Below are 16,663 nucleotides of genomic sequence, written 5' to 3' on the forward strand. Positions count from 1 at the left end.
CTGCTTTCTGCTTCCAAATCAATATATTTGCTGACAACACAATTTACCGAATGGACCCACTATTAACCCTTCACATCAGGATCATAAACCAGGTATTTGAACTGGATAAGAAAACCGCTGCAAAACCGGAGCTGTCATCACTGCAACGCAATGTAGACAGGATCAAACAACATTTTGAGGAAGCGGGTTATACCATTCTGAACCCACTGGGAGAAGCGTATCATGAAACAAGAATAGATTACGAAGCCAGTATTACCGGCGATATGGCCCCTGAAATGGAAATTGTGAATGTAATCAAACCAGTCGTATATTATACCGAAGGCGGACAAAAATCCATTTTACAAAAAGGGGTAGTCATCGCTGCTGCAAAATAAACCTATGAGCAACCAAATTAATTTCGGCATTGATCTGGGCACGACCAACTCCCTGATCGGCAAATTTCAGAACGGTACCGTAGAAATATTCAAGAATCCATTCGGTCAGAAAGAAACGTTGCCTTCCGTGGTAGCCTTCCGGAAAGACAGGATCATTGTGGGTGATAAAGCCAGGGAGCTGATAGAGAAAGATCCGGAAAATGTGTTTTCTTCTTTCAAAAGAAAAATGGGAACCTCGGAATCTTTTTTTGTGCCCAATACCAGCGATTTTAAAACACCGGTAGAACTATCTGCCATGGTGCTCAGAGAACTCAAGAACTTTATATATACAGGTGAAAAGCCGGACGCGGTGGTCATCACCATCCCCGCATCTTTTGATACCATCCAATCCAACGCCACCAAAAAAGCAGGTAATGATGCCGGCTTCAGAGAGGTACAACTGTTACAGGAACCCATTGCTGCGAGTCTCGCTTTTGCCAACAAACAAACGGATGCCGGCAGCCTGCAGGGACAATGGCTGGTGTATGATCTGGGTGGTGGCACCTTCGATGTGGCGCTCGTAAAGATCATTGACGGCGAAATGCGCGTAACAGATCATGAAGGCGATAACTACCTCGGCGGTGTGGATTTCGATATTGCCATCATAGAAAAACTGGTGGTTCCGCAACTGCAGCAACAGGGACAATATCCCGATCTGCTCACAGAGCTGCGCAGCGCCCGCGGGAAATACAATACCCTGTATCATATCCTGCTGAAAAAAGCAGAAGAAGTGAAAGTACAACTCACCAACAGCACCGCCGCTGAAATAGAATTCGAAATCAACGAAGAAGATATATACCTCACCATCACCCGGGATCAGTTCGAATCCGTTATCTACGACAGCATCCAGTACTCTGTAGACCTCGTCAAAAAAATACTGGTCCGCAATAACCTGGCAGCTGCCGATATCATGGAAGTAGTGATGATTGGTGGCAGCACCTACATCCCACTGGTAAAAAAACTGGTAGCAGCGCAACTGGGCATTGCAGTAAACTGCAGTGTAGACCCCACTACGGCGGTAGCTGTGGGCGCCGCATGGTATGCAGGCACCCGATCCGCTTCGGCGCCTAAATCGCCTGAAAACAAGCCTGCCATTGCAGGTGAACTGAATATCCAATTTAAAACAGCTTACCAGAAAAATACCGCCGACAAAGAAGAGTATTTCACTGCGATTGTAACAGGCACCGTAGCAGGACTGAGCTATCGCATTGTACGGGCAGACGGCGGCTACGACAGCGGCATCAAACCCCTGCAGGAACGTATCTCTGAAATGCTGCTGCTGGCAGAAAACAACAACAATGTTTTCAACATCCTCGTATTTGATGCGGCCCACAACGAAGTGGCGGTGCAGGCACCCGTTATCGCTATCACGCAGGGAAAATTCAATATCCACGGACAACCGCTGCCCAACGACATCTGCATAGAAATAGATGACCTGGAAAATAACACCACCAAACTGGAGCTCATCTTTGAAAAAAATGCCATCCTCCCCCTGCGCAAAACAATTATCAAAGAAGTGATGAAAACCATTCTGCGCAGTGGCCAGGATAGTTTACTCATCAACGTAGTAGAAGGCAGTCGTTACGCGATCCCAGGCAGCTGTGTACCATTGGGCATGATTGAAATCAAAAGCACCGACCTGGTGACAGATCTCGTGAAAGGCTCCGATGTGGAAATTACCTTACAGATCAGCGAAAGCAGAGACCTCTCTGTAAAAGCAGTGCTGCTGATGAATGAACAGGAATTTTCTGAAGTATTCAATCCCATGGTACGGCAAATCAACATGGGTAAACTGCAGGACGATATCCGGCAACTGAGAATACAGGCAACAGAAAAACTAAAGGCCTTTAAAAACAGTCAGCAGTACGAACTGGCAGCTACCGTACAGGACATACAATCAGATCTCGACTATATCAGCGGCCGCCTGGAATCGATCAGCACCGATGATGTAACAGATGAAAAATACCAGCTGGAAGAAAAGAAACGGAAACTGGCGCAACTACTGGACAGTACCGGTAAAGACCAACAGATAGTGGAAGTGACGGAGAACTATTTCAGGCAGAAAGACTATTGTCTGCGAAATATCCGCGAGGAAAACGACACACCGCGACTGACCCGGTTCGAGCAAATCATCAAAGAAGAAAGCACTTATCTTTCCTCTCAAAGCTACTATACCATTAAAGCTAAAACCGATGAACTGATTAACCTGGGCTGGGAAATTGTCCGTAATAAACCATCTACCTGGATCAACAACTATTACTTCTATTCCAATATTCCACCAAACGATTATACCAACCCGCAAATGGCTGCCCGGTTTATGGAAATAGGCGAAAAAGCACTGGAGCGACAAAATTACGAAGAGCTGAAAGCCGCCGTATACCAGCTTCACAACCTGATGCCGGATGATAAGAAAACAGATCAACAACTGAAAGGTACCGGTATCGGGTAAACGTTATTCACCTAAATACAGGTCTACCCCCTCCGCATTGTTGTCGAGGAGGTTCACAAATAAATTAGTGCCATCGGCACCAATCTCCACAGGAATATACCTGTTTGAGTGCTGCCAGTATGCAGAATCCAGCACAAATGATAATACGCCATCCCGTAAAAAGGTATTGGCATTTTTGTAATTCTCCGCGAAATAGCCTTTTGCGCGATAAATCACATCTGACGTGTCCGATTCTTTTACCATCGTCCAATGTTGCCCTGCATAAAAATAAACCCGGTTGGCCGTTAATTGCAACGGCAGGAAAGTGCTGTCGTGTGGTAGTATATAACAGGAGTAAAAAGAATCAGGCGTTTGCAACAAGGCTACCATCGCTACTTCCAGCCGGTTAAAAATACGCAGACTTTGTTTATGCAATGGATCGGTAAAGTCGCCGGTATTGATGGCGCTGCTGTCTGCGGGTGGTTTCGGCACTTGTGCCGGGGCCGTATAGGCAGTGCCTTTCAACGCGGTCATAAACCCCGGGCCATACACATCATCACCGGTATGGGGTGAAACAGGTACCGTATCATACACCGTGACCTCCATCCTTTTCCGGGATAACGTATATTCCAGTTGCGCTATCAGCAACTTCATCTGTGTTGCGGTGCGGGAATGGGTAAAAAGGTCTTCTGCATTGAGGGTATGTGTTACACGGGGCTTCCTCCCGCCGGTGAATTTAGAGATGATATCCGCTCCAATCGCGAACGCAAAACATGCGCTCAGAAAAATTAAAGCAGTTCTTTTTTCGTTCAACCAACGCGGCCAGAAGCGACCGATTACAGGGCCCAACCAGGTCTCCAAAGGACGGCTGCGTAAGGTGTTTTTCCGGTAATCCAGTAATTCCTTTTTGCGAACCTGCACTCTTTCCTGCACATGATCTGTGGTGTGCAACTGCTCCACTAAATCCAGCACTTGCTGTCCCCGCTTAAAGTCCTTCATATAAACAGCCAGTGCCAGGTTAATCATACTGATGCCATAGTCACTTCTCCACTTATTAAATTCCTCCGGTAAAGTATTGAGTTGCCTGATAAGCGTGGGATTAGCGAAACGTACCAGGTACTTCCAGATATATGCCCCGCCATTATTTAATTCATCAACGACAGCTTTCAATTCGTTATCCATCACTCCCAGATAACGCAGCACCCGTTGGTAACTGACCGTGGTATATGCACCATCCAATAGCAATGGACCGGCGAACAGGTATTCCATTGTGCGCACATCCTGATTTTTCAGGCTATTCAGTATCGCTACTGTAAACAATGGCTCATAGTAAGGCGCAATAAAAAACAGGAACGATGGGTCTTTATACAACACATGATCCGCTATCTTTCCTTTCATTTCTCCTGTTTCCAGGAAATGTAATAATGCCGGATCTGCTGCTATTTGCTGATGATAGATGAGTTCCTGGGAAGATTGCAACTGATCGAAAAATTGCAGCAGGTCATTTTTACTGAATAATTGTCCATTCGCTTTCAGCAACTTATCTTCTGAGAGTTCTGCTTCTGCCAGCATTTTTTTCCGGAGAAGGGATAACGCAGCATTGTCCCGCAAATCTACGGGACCACCATTCATTTTCGTCAGGAAAGTCAGGGGGTTCAGGTATTTCATCTGGCAGCAAAATAAGGAAAAAGAAGTAAAACTAGGGCAGATGCTACTATCCCCCGCTGCACGGAAAATCTATTCTCCTATCTTCATGTCTACGCCATTGGTATTATCCGATAGTTGTTTCAAATGAAGCACCTGCTCAGCAGAAGCAGATACTTCCATCGGTATATAGCGGTTAGATGTTTTCCAGTAGGCCGTATCCAGGATAAGCCGCACCGCAGATTTCCGTAAAAAAATATCGTGGTTAAACCCCGGTAACATAAAAAACCCTTTCACAGTGTATGATGGTACATATTTCATAGCCCAGTAGCCGAGCCAATCAGGGTTCCATAAAAGCCCCACATAAAAATATACCTTGCTGAGTGATAATGGTAAAGGAATAAATGCGCTATCGTGGGGCGCTATATAACAAGAGTAAAAAGAATCTGGTGTCAGGATCATCGTAATCAATTGCGCATCCTGCCGATTAAAAACACACAAACTTTGCCGGTGCAGGGAATCCTCCCAGCGACCGTCTTCCCGCATCCGCGGCAGGCTCTGGCTGTATCGTGGCTGCACAAATTCAGCACCAACATTCCCTTGTTTTCTGATGGCCTCCATAAATGCAGGGCCATACAAGTCATCGCCTGTAGCAGGGGTGGCAATCGCAGGATGCTTTTGAATACTTTCTACCGGATCAGGGGGCGTTATTGCCAACTGTGACAACAGGTATTGCATCGTCCAGTAAGTGCGGGAACCGGAAAAAGTGCTTTCTTCCACTACGGGAGTAAACAACTCCTGATGTGTTTCCTTTTTCCCATAGTAATTACCCAACAAAATCACCAGCACTATAAAAATGCTGCACCCTATTTGTATAAGGCGATCGTTTGTCAATCCTCTTTGAGCTAACAGCTTGCCCAGCCAGGTGGTGGGTTCTTTCCGGAAAAAAACAGAACGGAAAGCGGCCTGGTCTTCTTTTACATACCGGATATATTTTTCTACATTTTCCTGCACATAGGAAACGCTTTTCAGCTGCTGTAGCGTGCCTAATATCTCCAATGCTTCTTCCTTATAATGGTTGGTATTCAGTACCAGCGCAAAGTTGATCAGGAGAATCCCGTAATCACTTCTTTGCATATGAAAGGCATCCGGCAGGGCATTCAATAATTGCACCTGCCTAGCTCCGATGTAAATATCCACTTGCTCCCATCTTTCCCTGGCGTCTTTTGCCAATGCAGCCCTCACCTCCTCTACCCTTGCATATTGTTCCTTCAATAAACGGAATACCTTATCATAACACCGTTTCATTGCTTCTCCATCCAGCAGCACCGGGTTATTAAACAAGTATTGTAACGTTACTACCTGCTGTTGCAGTAAGCTGTTCAGCACCGCTGTAGTAAACAACGGCCCATAAAAAGGCGCTATAAAAGACAGGAATGATTTGTCTTTGTATAGCGCCTTATCCGCAAAGAGTCCTGTGATAATACCTGTTGCCAGGAATTCGGATAAAACAGGATCTGATTTTATTTCCTGATGAAAATGTAACTCTTTTTTGTTTTGTAAGCTGTCGAAAAAAAGCAGCAGGTCATTTTTGCTGCACCATTCGCCGTTGATCTGTAATCCCTTATCGGCTGTAAGTTCCAGCTCTGCCAGTATTTTTTTCCTGAGAAGTGACACAGCAGCAGTATCTGCTGAGTCGATGGCAGCACCATTCATTTTTTCCAGGAAGGCAAGGGGATTACGGTATTTCATATGCCGGCAAAATACTAAAAAAAGTAATTCGTCCGGTTTATGAAAATAACAGGTAGGCCAGCACCAGCGTCACCACTACATTAAACGACTGGGCTATCAGGAACGCATATACGGGCTTCCTGCTTTCTGTGCCGATCAGGTCTTTGAAATTTGTTTCCAGTCCTATGCTGGTAAAAGCCAGTGCAAACCACACCCCCTGCAAACTTTTCAAGGGCGCCTTCAGCGGCGCAATAGCTGCCGGGGAAATGAAAAAAGAAAATACCAGTGAAGCGAGAATAAACCCAATCACAAATTTCGGAAACCGCTCCCAGATCACTTTTAAAGTGGGTTTGGTTTTGGCGTCACCAGCATTGGGATGTTTGGTGTAGGTCCAGTATACAGAGATGGCAAACGCCGCCACCCCTAATAGCACATTCTGTGAAAACTTTACGATGGTGCTGATCTTCAGGGCGGTTTCCCCTACCAGCGATCCGGAGGCTACCACTGCCCCGGTGGTGTCGATGCTGCCTCCCAGCCAGGCGCCCGTTACGGCTTCCGGGAAGTTAAAGTAGTGCGCAATCATCGGCATAAAAATCATCATCGGAATAGCTGTAATCAGTACCAGGGAAATTACCAGCGACAACTTTTTTGCATCTCCCTTAATAGCACCGGAAGTAGCTATGGCAGCAGATACCCCGCAAATGGATACTGCGCTGGATAGCATCATGGTGAGTTCATTATCTATCTTCAGGCGTTTACACACCCAGTAGGAAAAATACCATACAGACAGCACCACTACCAATGCCTGAATAAGGCCCAGGGCACCGGCTTTCAGCACATCCGAAAATATGATGGTAGTACCCAGTAACACCAGTCCTATTTTCACAAAAAATTCAGAGGTTAATGCTTCGCGGAACCAGGTGGGGAGTTTAAAAAGATTGCCTATCAGTAAGCCTATAATGAGACTGAAAATAACTGCTTCCAGGCCATATCCGTTCAGTGTGGCGTTTCCGGCGATAATGAGCGCCAGGCTAGTCAGTATAAAAACTACCGGAAATACCAGCAGCGTATTCTTCAGTGATTTCCCGGTCAGAAAAGATCCCAGCAATGCAATACCGATCACATAAATAAACTGTGTACCGATCTTTAGTAAGTTGGCGCCGGCTAATACCTTACCGGTAAGATCTGCGCTGCTGCTCCACTTGTATTCCGGGATAGCTACCACCACACCGGCCATTGAAAGAAGAATGATCAGGAAACCAAGCGTAACAATGGCCCAGTCTTCCTGTAAATAAGACTTTACTGTAGGCATATAGATTCATTAATGATAGTGACTACTCTAAAAAATATCTCTCAGCACAGTGTTGGCAGCATGATAGCCACACATGCCATGTACGCCACCACCCGGAGGTGTGGCAGAGGAACAGATATAGATCCCTTTGGCAGATGTACGGTAAGGAGATATACGCATAGCGGGACGGGTATATAACTGCCGGATATCAATAATCCCACCATTGATATCACCACCTACATAATTCGGATTATAGACTTCCATCTGCTGTGCATTCATGGTATGTTTGGCCAGGATCAGATCACGGAAACCAGGCGCAAAACGTTCTATCTGTTTTTCTATAATCGTGGTCATATCTACCTCAGATCCGTTGGGCACATGGCAATAGGCCCAGGCGGTATGTTTACCTGCAGGCGCTCTTTCGTCAAACAGGCTTTGCTGTGTTAACAGTACAAAAGGAGCCGCATTATGCTGTCCGTCATAAGCCCGTTGCTCCGACAGTGCAATTTCCTCAAAGGTGCCACCCAGGTGTACCGTAGCCGCTTGCCGGCATTCCGCTGCGGTAAAAGGAATGGGGCCACTTAATGCCCAATCCACCTTAAACACACCGGGACCATACCGGTAGCGTGACAGCTGTCGTTTATAATGCGGAGAAAACTTATCTCCTGCAATCTTCAGTAATTGTTTAGGGGTGAGATCAAACATCACCGCGTGATGCGAGGGCAGTTGAGACAGCGAACTAACGTGTACGCCTGTTTGAATTTCGCCTCCCAGCGAAATAAAATACTGCGCCAGGGCATTCCCGATGGCCTGTGAGCCTCCTTTCGGAACAGGCCATCCATGACGGTGACCTACAGCAGATAATATAATACCAATCGCTGCAGAGGCGGTATTGGTGAGCGGTTGAATGGAGTGTGCCGACATCCCCGCCCACAAGCCTCTTGCGGCGGTAGTGGAAAATCTTTTTGCAATCGCGGCGGCGGAACGCAGTCCATTCAAACCAAAGCGTGCCATAATCAATGGGTGCCGTGGAAAAGAAAAAGGTCCCAGGCTATCTTCAGCTACCGCCTCCCAATGATCCGCTACCGGCTTTACCAGCCGGCGGTAGACGTCTGCATCTACGCCCAGTGCCTGGGCGGTATCATCCAGCGAACGCGCCAGGAAAGCCGCAGTGCCATCATCAAACGGATGTGCTGCTGCCAGCGGCGAATGCACAAATTCCAGCCCGAAGTCCGCCAAAGGCAACTTGGAAAAAAAAGGAGATCCTATAGCCATAGGATGTATCGCCGAACATACATCGTGATAAAATCCCGGTAAGGTCAGCTGCTCCGTACGCATGCCGCCACCAATTGTGTCCTTGGCCTCGAGCAGTAATACAGATACCCCCGCCTGTTGCAACCTGATGGCGGCAGACAAGCCATTGGGCCCCGATCCTACTATGATTACATCGAAATCTTTCTTATCCATGAGCTAAACTTACTGCCATTGGCTGACGCCTCACTAGTCTACAAACTTAGTATACTATTAACGGGAATGCAAATAATTTTTAAAATAAGTTTATTTCCCGGAAGGCAGCGTGATTCCCATCCGGATGGCCTGTAAACCACTCAACCCCTGCAAATCTTCCAGTTCCAGTTCTTCCATCTCTGGCAACAACACCCCGGTATCCTGTAAATAGCGGATAAAAGGCAGGTAATCTTCCACATCTTTACGGTCGGAGTAAATCAGCGCGATTTTGTCTGGCTGGGTTAACCGCTCTTCGGTATTCCGGATATGTACTTTATCGATCCGTTTCTTAATCATCTGGTAACGGATATTATAAGCACCTTCTACATCAAATTTCCTTTCATCTGCCCGGAAACTGATGTCTATCGGGTGGTTATGCACAAAGATGAGCTGTGTGGTATGCAATTCCCTGGGCATCTGTGATAATAGTCCATGGGTAAGTCCTGCTATAGTAACCATGGAAGAAAGCTGCCATAAACGGAGATTCTTCAAATGGAAATGACTAAAAGGTTTATCCGGCGAAATAGATTGTCCTATATAGATATCATATTCCACTCCGTCTGTTCTGAATTTCTCAAAATAGCAGGGATAGGATTCCTGCAATTTATTCTTCTCTGATTCAAAATACTGGTTCACGGTACCATTGATCAGCTGCATAGATGCTTCGAGCGCAGCTTTGTTCACCTCACCGGCCAGGCTTTCCAGACAGGATTCAATTGCCTCCGACGTTTTTGGAAACTGTATGGCGATGTGACGTAAATATTCCACGGCCTCTACTTCCAGGAATCTGTTCAGTTCATTTTCATCAGAAGGACTCAGCTGTTGCTGCAAAATTGCCTGTTGCCATTGCTGGCAACGATAGATCATCTGTTTTAACAGGTCATTCTGCTGGTACTGCCGCAGGCTATCCAGCGTGGCGGCCAGAATACTCAGGTGGCTGTCCAGATCAGCAATAATAGCTTTATTTCTTTCTACCGTAGAATTCCTGATATCGATAGCACCATACAAAGGATATACCTGTTCAAACAGGATATTCTGAATGGTCACTGGCAGCTTCTTCTTCGTGTTATAGAGATAGTGCCACGCAGCTTCATTAAATTTCCATTGTACTGCCGGTTGTATGGACGTGAATTTTTCCTTGATCACATTTTCTATCTCCAGGTTAAACTCTTCTATATAAATCTGCAATAGCTGTGCAATGGGGCTAATGGCAGGTTCCAGCAGGGCGAGTGTTTTATCGTCAAAGGTATCGTCGCCCCAGGTATGCACGGCCATAATACCTACCAGCTCGTGTGCATAAAAAATGGGCATCAGTCCCAACGACTTCACTCCCTGTTTACGGAAATGCTCCAGGAAGGAATATTCTTTCTGGGTGACCTGGAAAATATCAGCAGAAAAAAAGAAGATAGGTTTACTGGCAAATGCCTTCGCCTGACGGCCAAATTCTTCCGGCGTCAGCCGGTCTTCGCCCCATACTTCAAACAGGATACCGGTCCCCCCCTTTTCGAAACTATACACCGGTACATCGTTTACCCGCAGGAAAGGAAACAGGTCAAACTCTATCTTACTGTTACGTACCAACGATTTGAGTGATTGTATCACCTCGTTGAAACTTTTTTCGGCAACTAACGCCGTACGGGAAAGTCTTACTTTCTGAATATTTTCCACCGCCTTCTGCGCAGTAACATCTGTTACCGTGATCACAAAAAATCCGCGGAAACGGAACAACTCCAGCGGCAGCATTTCTTCCAGTATTTCAAATCCGCCGCCTTCACTCAGATGTGTATAGAGCTGCCCCATATCTATTTCCGGCAAGGGGCCTTTAGCAGTTACTTCTACAAAATCGGTATTGAAGTTCACTGCATAATACTGCAGCAAACCTGTGTTCTTATTGATTCCTGCGTGGTATTGTTCTCTTTTAACAGGTACAAAAAAATTATAGAGTCGTTGCAGAAGGAAAGAGTACAGCAGCTGTAAACGATCCAGGTGATAGTCTGCCGGCTTACGGCTTACCTCATAGTCAGTATTCTCTCCTCTTTGTCCCAGGAGTGCATATAACTGATCGGTGCCATAAAAGGTAATAGGCTTAAACGGAAAGCTGAGCCCCCAGGCCAGCGTTTCTTCTGATCTCATGGCGGGAGAAAGACAAGCATACACGTATTCCAGCTGTTTAACATAGCCGGGGGTATCTTCTACGGCGATATCCCGGTGACCAATATCTGATGCCTCAAATTCTTCGAGTGTTGCTGCGTACATTCGGGCTTTCACAGTTTGTTCTTCACTGATCCTTCTTTTAAGCCAGGTGATAAACGGTTCAAAGGAAATGGCTGCATCAATAGCCAGTGGCTGTGCCCTATTTCCCGACACATCCAGTATGGTTGTTTGCATAAAATGGGATTATTCTTTCGTTACCAAAGGTATGTAATTTGGGAGGTGTAACACACAACGTATGGCCCGCTAATATAAATAACTTAACTTGTTATCCTGTAATTCTACTTCACCCCGATTATAACATTTCTAAACAACTACGCATCATGAAAGCAATCTACCTGTTAACGGCTGCGTTATGCCTGTTAATTACCTCCAACACTTATGCACAGCAGGACTCTGCTGCTATGATGAAAGCCTGGATGGACTACATGACACCAGGGCCTGTTCACCAGAAAATGGCCATCGGCGATGGTGAATGGACCGCCGATATGACCATGTGGGAAAAGCCGGACGCCCCTCCTACCAAAACTACCGGTGGCTGCGTCAACAAAATGATCCTGGGTGGCCGCTATTGTGAAAGCCGTTATACCGCCAATATGATGGGAATGCCTTTTGAAGGCATTGGCACCCTGGCGTACGACAATCAGCGCAAAGTGTTTATCGACACCTGGATTGACAATATGGGCACTGGTATCACCATCATGGAAGGCACCTGGGATGATGCCACTCATTCCCTGGAATTAAAAGGCAAAGTTGTTGACCCTATGAGTGGAAAAGACTGCTGGCTAAGGCAGGTAACTACCTGGAAAGATAAAGATCACCAGCTCATGGAAATGTACCGTACGCAGAATGGTAAAGAGATGAAAGAAATGGAGATCGCGCTAACGCGGAAATAAAGTATTTTTTCCTGCTCGGGACTAATCTGGTCCTGAGCAGGAAAATTGGTATTAACGCAGCAGGCTACCCGGCGTAATACCAAACTGCTTCTTAAAAGCCCGCTGAAAATGTTGCGGATGACTATAACCCAGCTGGTAAGCTATTTCAGAAATATTATGTTGCCCTTCACGGATCATTTGCTGTGCACGCGTTAACCTCGTTTCGTGAATAAAACCATATACCGTTGTATTAAATAATTCCCGGAATCCTTTCTTTAATTTGAACTCATTCAGCTGGCATAACTTCGATAATTCCGCCAGGGAAGGTGGCTGTTCCAGCCGTTGTTGCAGCAATACTTTTGCGGCATGCAGTTTATCGATGTCGGCAGCAGGAATAGTGGTTCCTTTGGGGACGGGTCCCTTCAGCAGTGATTCACATTGCAGGGAGAGCAGGTCCAGTATTTTTGATTCGAGATATAACTTCTTTAAGCCATCCGGATCCGGGTATTCCCAGATGGTGTCAAAGATATACTTCATTTTTGCGGTGAGCATGGGCGTGGGAGATTCCAGCAGAAAAGGTTGTCCGGCGTATATCTTCTCCGAATATTTTTCCAGTTCCGGCACATATGCCCTCAGCAGCTCCGACATTTTTTCCGGCCAGATATGCACGCCGAATGTGCGATAGTTGCCATATCCCACCAACTGGTTTTCCTCCAGCGTACCCGGGTTGAACAACAGGTTATTGGATCCCCTGGCACATAGCTTCCGTCCGGAAAATCCTTCCATGGTCTGATAGATATCCCCTTCCACCATGAAGTTCATTTCCACAAATGGCTTACTATTAAAATGTTTCCAGGACGGCGTAAGGCAGTCGGTATGCAAACGGCTGTCAACAATCCCTATATTGTTTACCAGGGCGATGGTTACCGTGCCTGCTTTATTTTCGAACGGCAACGCCAGTTGCTGCACCACGCCCCTGTCAGGTGAAAAAATCTGTTCATATGTGGCAGGGGCAGGAGGTAATGTGTGCGCTTCCATACCGGTGTATTTTAATTTTCACAGATGGTACAAAGTTATCCGTTATATGCCATCTGCCGGGTCAATAAAAGGCCAATTTTATCAAAAATAACAGATGGCTATGTCAAACAAAATTAGTGAGAATAACGAACAAACACCGGTATTAATTGCGGGCGGCGGATTAACGGGGCTATCGGCCGCATTGTTCCTGTTGCAACAAGGTATACGGCCCCTGCTGATAGAGAAGCGCCCTACCACTTCCGTACATCCGCGTTCCCGCGGCTTCGATGTGCGTACTATGGAGCTGTTCCGGGAATTGCAGCTGGATGGGGCCATTCGCGAAGCGGGTAAAGCACTGGCCGCGGCCTGGGGCATTTATACCGGCGATAGCTTACCCGCTATCCTCGCCCAGGTAGGCGCTGCCTACAACAAAGTAAAACATCCCATAGAACTCCCCGGCCTGGAAAAAATAGCGGCACTCAGCCCGGTTGCCGGCGCCCGCTGCACCCAGGACCTGGCTGAACCACTATTGCAGCAGGCAGCCATCGACAGAGGCGCAGATGTCCGCTTTCATACGGAGCTATTGTCGTTTACCCAAACCGATGATCATGTAATAGCGTATATCCGTAACCGTGATACGGGTATCAGCGAAACCATTACCTGCAGGTATATGATTGCGGCAGATGGCGGCAGCAGCCCCATTCGCCGGGAATTATGTGTTGAAACCACCGGCCCCGGCCCACTTGGCAACCTGTTGAATATTTATTTTGAAGCCCCGCTCGGAGAAGCCGTACGTGATCGTGAATTCAGCATCGGTATCATCAAAAAAACCGGTATTACCGGTATGCTCACCGCCATCAACAATAACGACAAATGGGTGATGCACCTCCATTATGATCCACAGCAGGATAAGCCGGAAGATTATACTACCGAAAGACTGGAAAGCATTATCCGGGAGGCGATCGATATGCCTGAAATACCCGTACGTATTATTAGCATGATGCCATGGAAGCCCACCGCGAATACAGTCACCAACATGCAGCATGGCCGCATCTTCATCGCCGGTGATGCTGCCCATCAAATGACACCATATGGCGGCAAAGGTGCTGCCTCCGGCATACAGGACGCGCATAACCTGGCGTGGAAACTGGCGATGGTACTACAACACAAGGCACATCCTTCTTTACTGGATACCTATTCCCCGGAAAGACAGCCGGTAGGATTACGAAACGCCCTGCTCTCCGCTGAAATGGCTGATGAAAAAGGATTAGTCGATCCCAGCGGCCTGATGAAACAATTTGCTAACGTCACCGAGGCAGAAGCCTTAACCGGGATGATCCACAGGCTGGGCCTCCCCGATTATTGCTATACTTCCAGCGCCATAGCAGGCAAACCCCTCATTACATCACCAGATACGATAAAGACTGAAGGACAACCCGGCACCCGCGTACCACATCAATGGCTCACCGAAAATAACACACGTATCTCCACGCTCGACCTGGCCGTCACCCATTTTGCCCTGGTAACAGCGGATGCATCACAAGCCTGGCAAGACGCCGCTGCAAAAATGGAGACCTTGTTTCGTATTCCCATCCCCGTGAAAGTGATCACGGACGAACAATGGCTTACCACCGCCCACCTGGAAGCCGGAATGGCACTGCTGATCAGACCGGATGGATTTATTGCCTGGCATTCCGCAGATCCGTCTTATACACTGGAACAAGCACTCAAAAGAATATTGGGCGTAAAAACACAGGAAGCGGTAACGGAAAAATAAAGCGGCGATTTTTTGTCTTGCGACAAAAAATCAATCCTATCTAACCGCTATCTGTTCCGGCGCATAATCCGGACACCCGCCCGCATACGATGCCACCAGTGCGCCTAAAGCATTCGCAAAGCGTAAACACTCCCTCGCCGGCCGCCGCCCGGTGAAACTATGCAGAAAGCCCGCCAGGAAAGCATCGCCGCTCCCAATAGTATCCACTACTTTCACTGCAATACCCGGTTCTACATAGCAGGTATCATTCATAAACAGCAACGCCCCTTCATCTCCCATCGTGACCACAATGGTAGGGATATTAAATTGCGCAGACAATGCACGCACTGCCTGCTCTTTATCTTCAAACGGATGATACCAGCTACTGATCAGTTCCAGTTCCGCTATATTCAGTTTCAGGATATTACATTGATGCAGCAGCCACTCCACATGTACACGGGTATAATGAGGTTCCCGCAGGTTAATATCCAGCACCTTTACCAGATCGTGCTGCAGCGCCTGTTCCAGCGTATGCCTGGTTACCGCGTCCCGGGAACAAAGACTCCCGAATACCAGGTACCGGGTACCGGTTTTTTTTAACAGTGCAGCCAGTGCCGGCTCCCATTGGATGAAGTCCCACGCTGCCGGATATACGATATCATAATGCACCTCGCTGGGATTGGTCATGTCTGCATATACCTTCCCTGTTTCCTGTTTTTCATCTACCTGCACAAAAGCAGTACTGAGCCCGAAACCATGCAGCATATCCAGTAATCCCTGCCCCCGCCGGTCCTTTCCGATGCGCGATACCAGAGCTACTGTTTCTCCCAGTTTCTGCAGATGATACGCCACGTTCATCACGGCACCACCGGGCAATTCCTTCTCTGGCAGGATGTCCCATAACATTTCGCCAAAACATATGATTTCGTTTGCCATAATTTTCCAACTTTGATTAGCAGTGATGATCAACTGCGCTTACCTTTACAATCCATACAAAGTACGATAAAGCACTTATATTTATATCATTAATACCCCCTATAAACCCGGAAAAATGCATCAGGAAGAACATTTAAAAAGCTCGGACTTTATCACTGACATGGTCATCGGCATGAGCGACGGACTAACAGTGCCTTTTGCACTGGCAGCAGGACTCAGTGGCGCAGTGAGTAGTAACAACATCATTCTTACTGCAGGTATTGCTGAAATAGTAGCCGGCTGCATTGCCATGGGCCTTGGTGGCTACCTTGCCGGCAAAACAGAACTGGAGCACTACGAAAGTGAATTAAAAAGAGAATATGCAGAAGTTGAAACGGTGCCCGAAAAAGAGATGGAAGAAGTAAAAGAAGTATTTGCAGAATATGGATTAAGTGCGGAGGCACAGCAGCTCATCGCGACGGAACTGTCTAAAGATAAAACCAAGTGGGTTAATTTCATGATGAAGTTTGAGCTGGGACTGGAAGCCCCTAATCCCAACAGGGCCAGACAGAGCGCCCTCACCATTGGTGCATCCTATTTTGTGGGCGGCTTGCTGCCTTTATCGGCTTACCTTTTCACGGATACGCCTCAACGTGGATTGATCGGATCTACGGTGCTCACTATTATTTGCTTATTTGTATTTGGTTATTTCAAAAGCAAAGTAACCGGTCAGCCGCCTGTACAGGGCGCATTGAAGGTCACCATGATCGGGGTGCTGGCAGCAGCTGCCGCCTTCGGCATTGCCAGATTGGTAGCTTAATTTTAAACATAAGCGCCGGCAAAATGTTAGCAAAAGGTAAATCGGTTAATCAAATT

Annotated in this window: 12 protein-coding genes; 5 read left to right on the top strand and 7 right to left on the bottom strand. The window is 47.1% G+C overall.

What is annotated here, in order from left to right; all coding sequences use genetic code 11:
- Positions 1-50 precede the first annotated feature (50 nt).
- On the top strand, positions 51-374 hold the full coding sequence (locus AB4Z08_RS01770; protein WP_441572050.1) for a hypothetical protein: 324 nt from the start codon (positions 51-53) through the stop codon (positions 372-374).
- Between the two features lie 4 nt (positions 375-378).
- Entirely contained in the window at positions 379-2,862 is a 2,484-nt protein-coding gene (locus AB4Z08_RS01775) for an Hsp70 family protein (protein ID WP_441572051.1), read from the top strand.
- 3 nt (positions 2,863-2,865) lie between these two features.
- Here the strand turns inward: AB4Z08_RS01775 and AB4Z08_RS01780 are convergent, their stop codons facing one another.
- The 5 genes from AB4Z08_RS01780 to AB4Z08_RS01800 all read right to left on the bottom strand — a co-directional run bounded on the left by AB4Z08_RS01780 (position 2,866) and on the right by AB4Z08_RS01800 (position 11,401).
- Complete coding sequence (locus AB4Z08_RS01780; protein ID WP_441572052.1) at positions 2,866-4,509, bottom strand: hypothetical protein; 1,644 nt, start codon at positions 4,507-4,509, stop codon at positions 2,866-2,868.
- 69 nt (positions 4,510-4,578) lie between these two features.
- Positions 4,579-6,237: a hypothetical protein gene (locus AB4Z08_RS01785; RefSeq protein WP_441572053.1), complete on the bottom strand. Its 1,659-nt coding sequence runs from the start codon at positions 6,235-6,237 to the stop codon at positions 4,579-4,581.
- Between the two features lie 37 nt (positions 6,238-6,274).
- The gene (locus tag AB4Z08_RS01790) at positions 6,275-7,528 is read right to left on the bottom strand and encodes a YeiH family protein (protein ID WP_441572054.1); all 1,254 of its coding nucleotides are present in this window, start codon (positions 7,526-7,528) and stop codon (positions 6,275-6,277) included.
- A 27-nt stretch (positions 7,529-7,555) separates the two neighbouring features.
- Positions 7,556-8,974, bottom strand: a complete 1,419-nt coding sequence (locus AB4Z08_RS01795) for a phytoene desaturase family protein (protein WP_441572055.1) — start codon at positions 8,972-8,974, stop codon at positions 7,556-7,558.
- Between the two features lie 90 nt (positions 8,975-9,064).
- Positions 9,065-11,401 (bottom strand): GAF domain-containing protein, encoded by a 2,337-nt coding sequence (locus AB4Z08_RS01800; protein ID WP_441572056.1) that lies wholly within the window; start codon positions 11,399-11,401, stop codon positions 9,065-9,067.
- Between the two features lie 146 nt (positions 11,402-11,547).
- Between AB4Z08_RS01800 and AB4Z08_RS01805 the strand changes: the two genes are divergently transcribed.
- Positions 11,548-12,120: a DUF1579 domain-containing protein gene (locus tag AB4Z08_RS01805; protein ID WP_441572057.1), complete on the top strand. Its 573-nt coding sequence runs from the start codon at positions 11,548-11,550 to the stop codon at positions 12,118-12,120.
- Positions 12,121-12,171: 51 nt separating this feature from the next.
- Here the strand turns inward: AB4Z08_RS01805 and AB4Z08_RS01810 are convergent, their stop codons facing one another.
- A complete protein-coding gene (locus AB4Z08_RS01810; RefSeq protein WP_441572058.1) occupies positions 12,172-13,137 on the bottom strand; it encodes a helix-turn-helix transcriptional regulator in 966 nt (321 codons plus the stop codon).
- 100 nt (positions 13,138-13,237) lie between these two features.
- Between AB4Z08_RS01810 and AB4Z08_RS01815 the strand changes: the two genes are divergently transcribed.
- Positions 13,238-14,893, top strand: a complete 1,656-nt coding sequence (locus AB4Z08_RS01815; protein WP_441572059.1) for an FAD-dependent monooxygenase — start codon at positions 13,238-13,240, stop codon at positions 14,891-14,893.
- A gap of 36 nt (positions 14,894-14,929) precedes the next feature.
- Here the strand turns inward: AB4Z08_RS01815 and AB4Z08_RS01820 are convergent, their stop codons facing one another.
- On the bottom strand, positions 14,930-15,808 hold the full coding sequence (locus AB4Z08_RS01820) for a carbohydrate kinase family protein (RefSeq protein ID WP_441572060.1): 879 nt from the start codon (positions 15,806-15,808) through the stop codon (positions 14,930-14,932).
- A 115-nt stretch (positions 15,809-15,923) separates the two neighbouring features.
- Between AB4Z08_RS01820 and AB4Z08_RS01825 the strand changes: the two genes are divergently transcribed.
- Positions 15,924-16,607 carry a VIT1/CCC1 transporter family protein gene (locus AB4Z08_RS01825; RefSeq protein WP_441572061.1) on the top strand — a complete coding sequence of 228 codons (684 nt, stop codon included), beginning with the start codon at positions 15,924-15,926 and terminating at the stop codon, positions 16,605-16,607.
- The last annotated feature ends 56 nt before the right edge of the window (positions 16,608-16,663 follow it).

The organism is Chitinophaga sp. RAB17, assembly GCF_052114225.1.
Classification (GTDB): Bacteria; Bacteroidota; Bacteroidia; order Chitinophagales; family Chitinophagaceae; genus Chitinophaga.

What these genes read in the sequence shown, in the direction of transcription:
- AB4Z08_RS01770 (WP_441572050.1), top strand. Translation starts at nt 51, where the DNA reads ATGGACCCACTATTAACCCTTCACATCAGGATCATAAACCAGGTATTT.
- AB4Z08_RS01775 (WP_441572051.1), top strand. Translation starts at nt 379, where the DNA reads ATGAGCAACCAAATTAATTTCGGCATTGATCTGGGCACGACCAACTCC.
- AB4Z08_RS01780 (WP_441572052.1), bottom strand. Translation starts at nt 4,509, where the DNA reads ATGAAATACCTGAACCCCCTGACTTTCCTGACGAAAATGAATGGTGGT.
- AB4Z08_RS01785 (WP_441572053.1), bottom strand. Translation starts at nt 6,237, where the DNA reads ATGAAATACCGTAATCCCCTTGCCTTCCTGGAAAAAATGAATGGTGCT.
- AB4Z08_RS01790 (WP_441572054.1), bottom strand. Translation starts at nt 7,528, where the DNA reads ATGCCTACAGTAAAGTCTTATTTACAGGAAGACTGGGCCATTGTTACG.
- AB4Z08_RS01795 (WP_441572055.1), bottom strand. Translation starts at nt 8,974, where the DNA reads ATGGATAAGAAAGATTTCGATGTAATCATAGTAGGATCGGGGCCCAAT.
- AB4Z08_RS01800 (WP_441572056.1), bottom strand. Translation starts at nt 11,401, where the DNA reads ATGCAAACAACCATACTGGATGTGTCGGGAAATAGGGCACAGCCACTG.
- AB4Z08_RS01805 (WP_441572057.1), top strand. Translation starts at nt 11,548, where the DNA reads ATGAAAGCAATCTACCTGTTAACGGCTGCGTTATGCCTGTTAATTACC.
- AB4Z08_RS01810 (WP_441572058.1), bottom strand. Translation starts at nt 13,137, where the DNA reads ATGGAAGCGCACACATTACCTCCTGCCCCTGCCACATATGAACAGATT.
- AB4Z08_RS01815 (WP_441572059.1), top strand. Translation starts at nt 13,238, where the DNA reads ATGTCAAACAAAATTAGTGAGAATAACGAACAAACACCGGTATTAATT.
- AB4Z08_RS01820 (WP_441572060.1), bottom strand. Translation starts at nt 15,808, where the DNA reads ATGGCAAACGAAATCATATGTTTTGGCGAAATGTTATGGGACATCCTG.
- AB4Z08_RS01825 (WP_441572061.1), top strand. Translation starts at nt 15,924, where the DNA reads ATGCATCAGGAAGAACATTTAAAAAGCTCGGACTTTATCACTGACATG.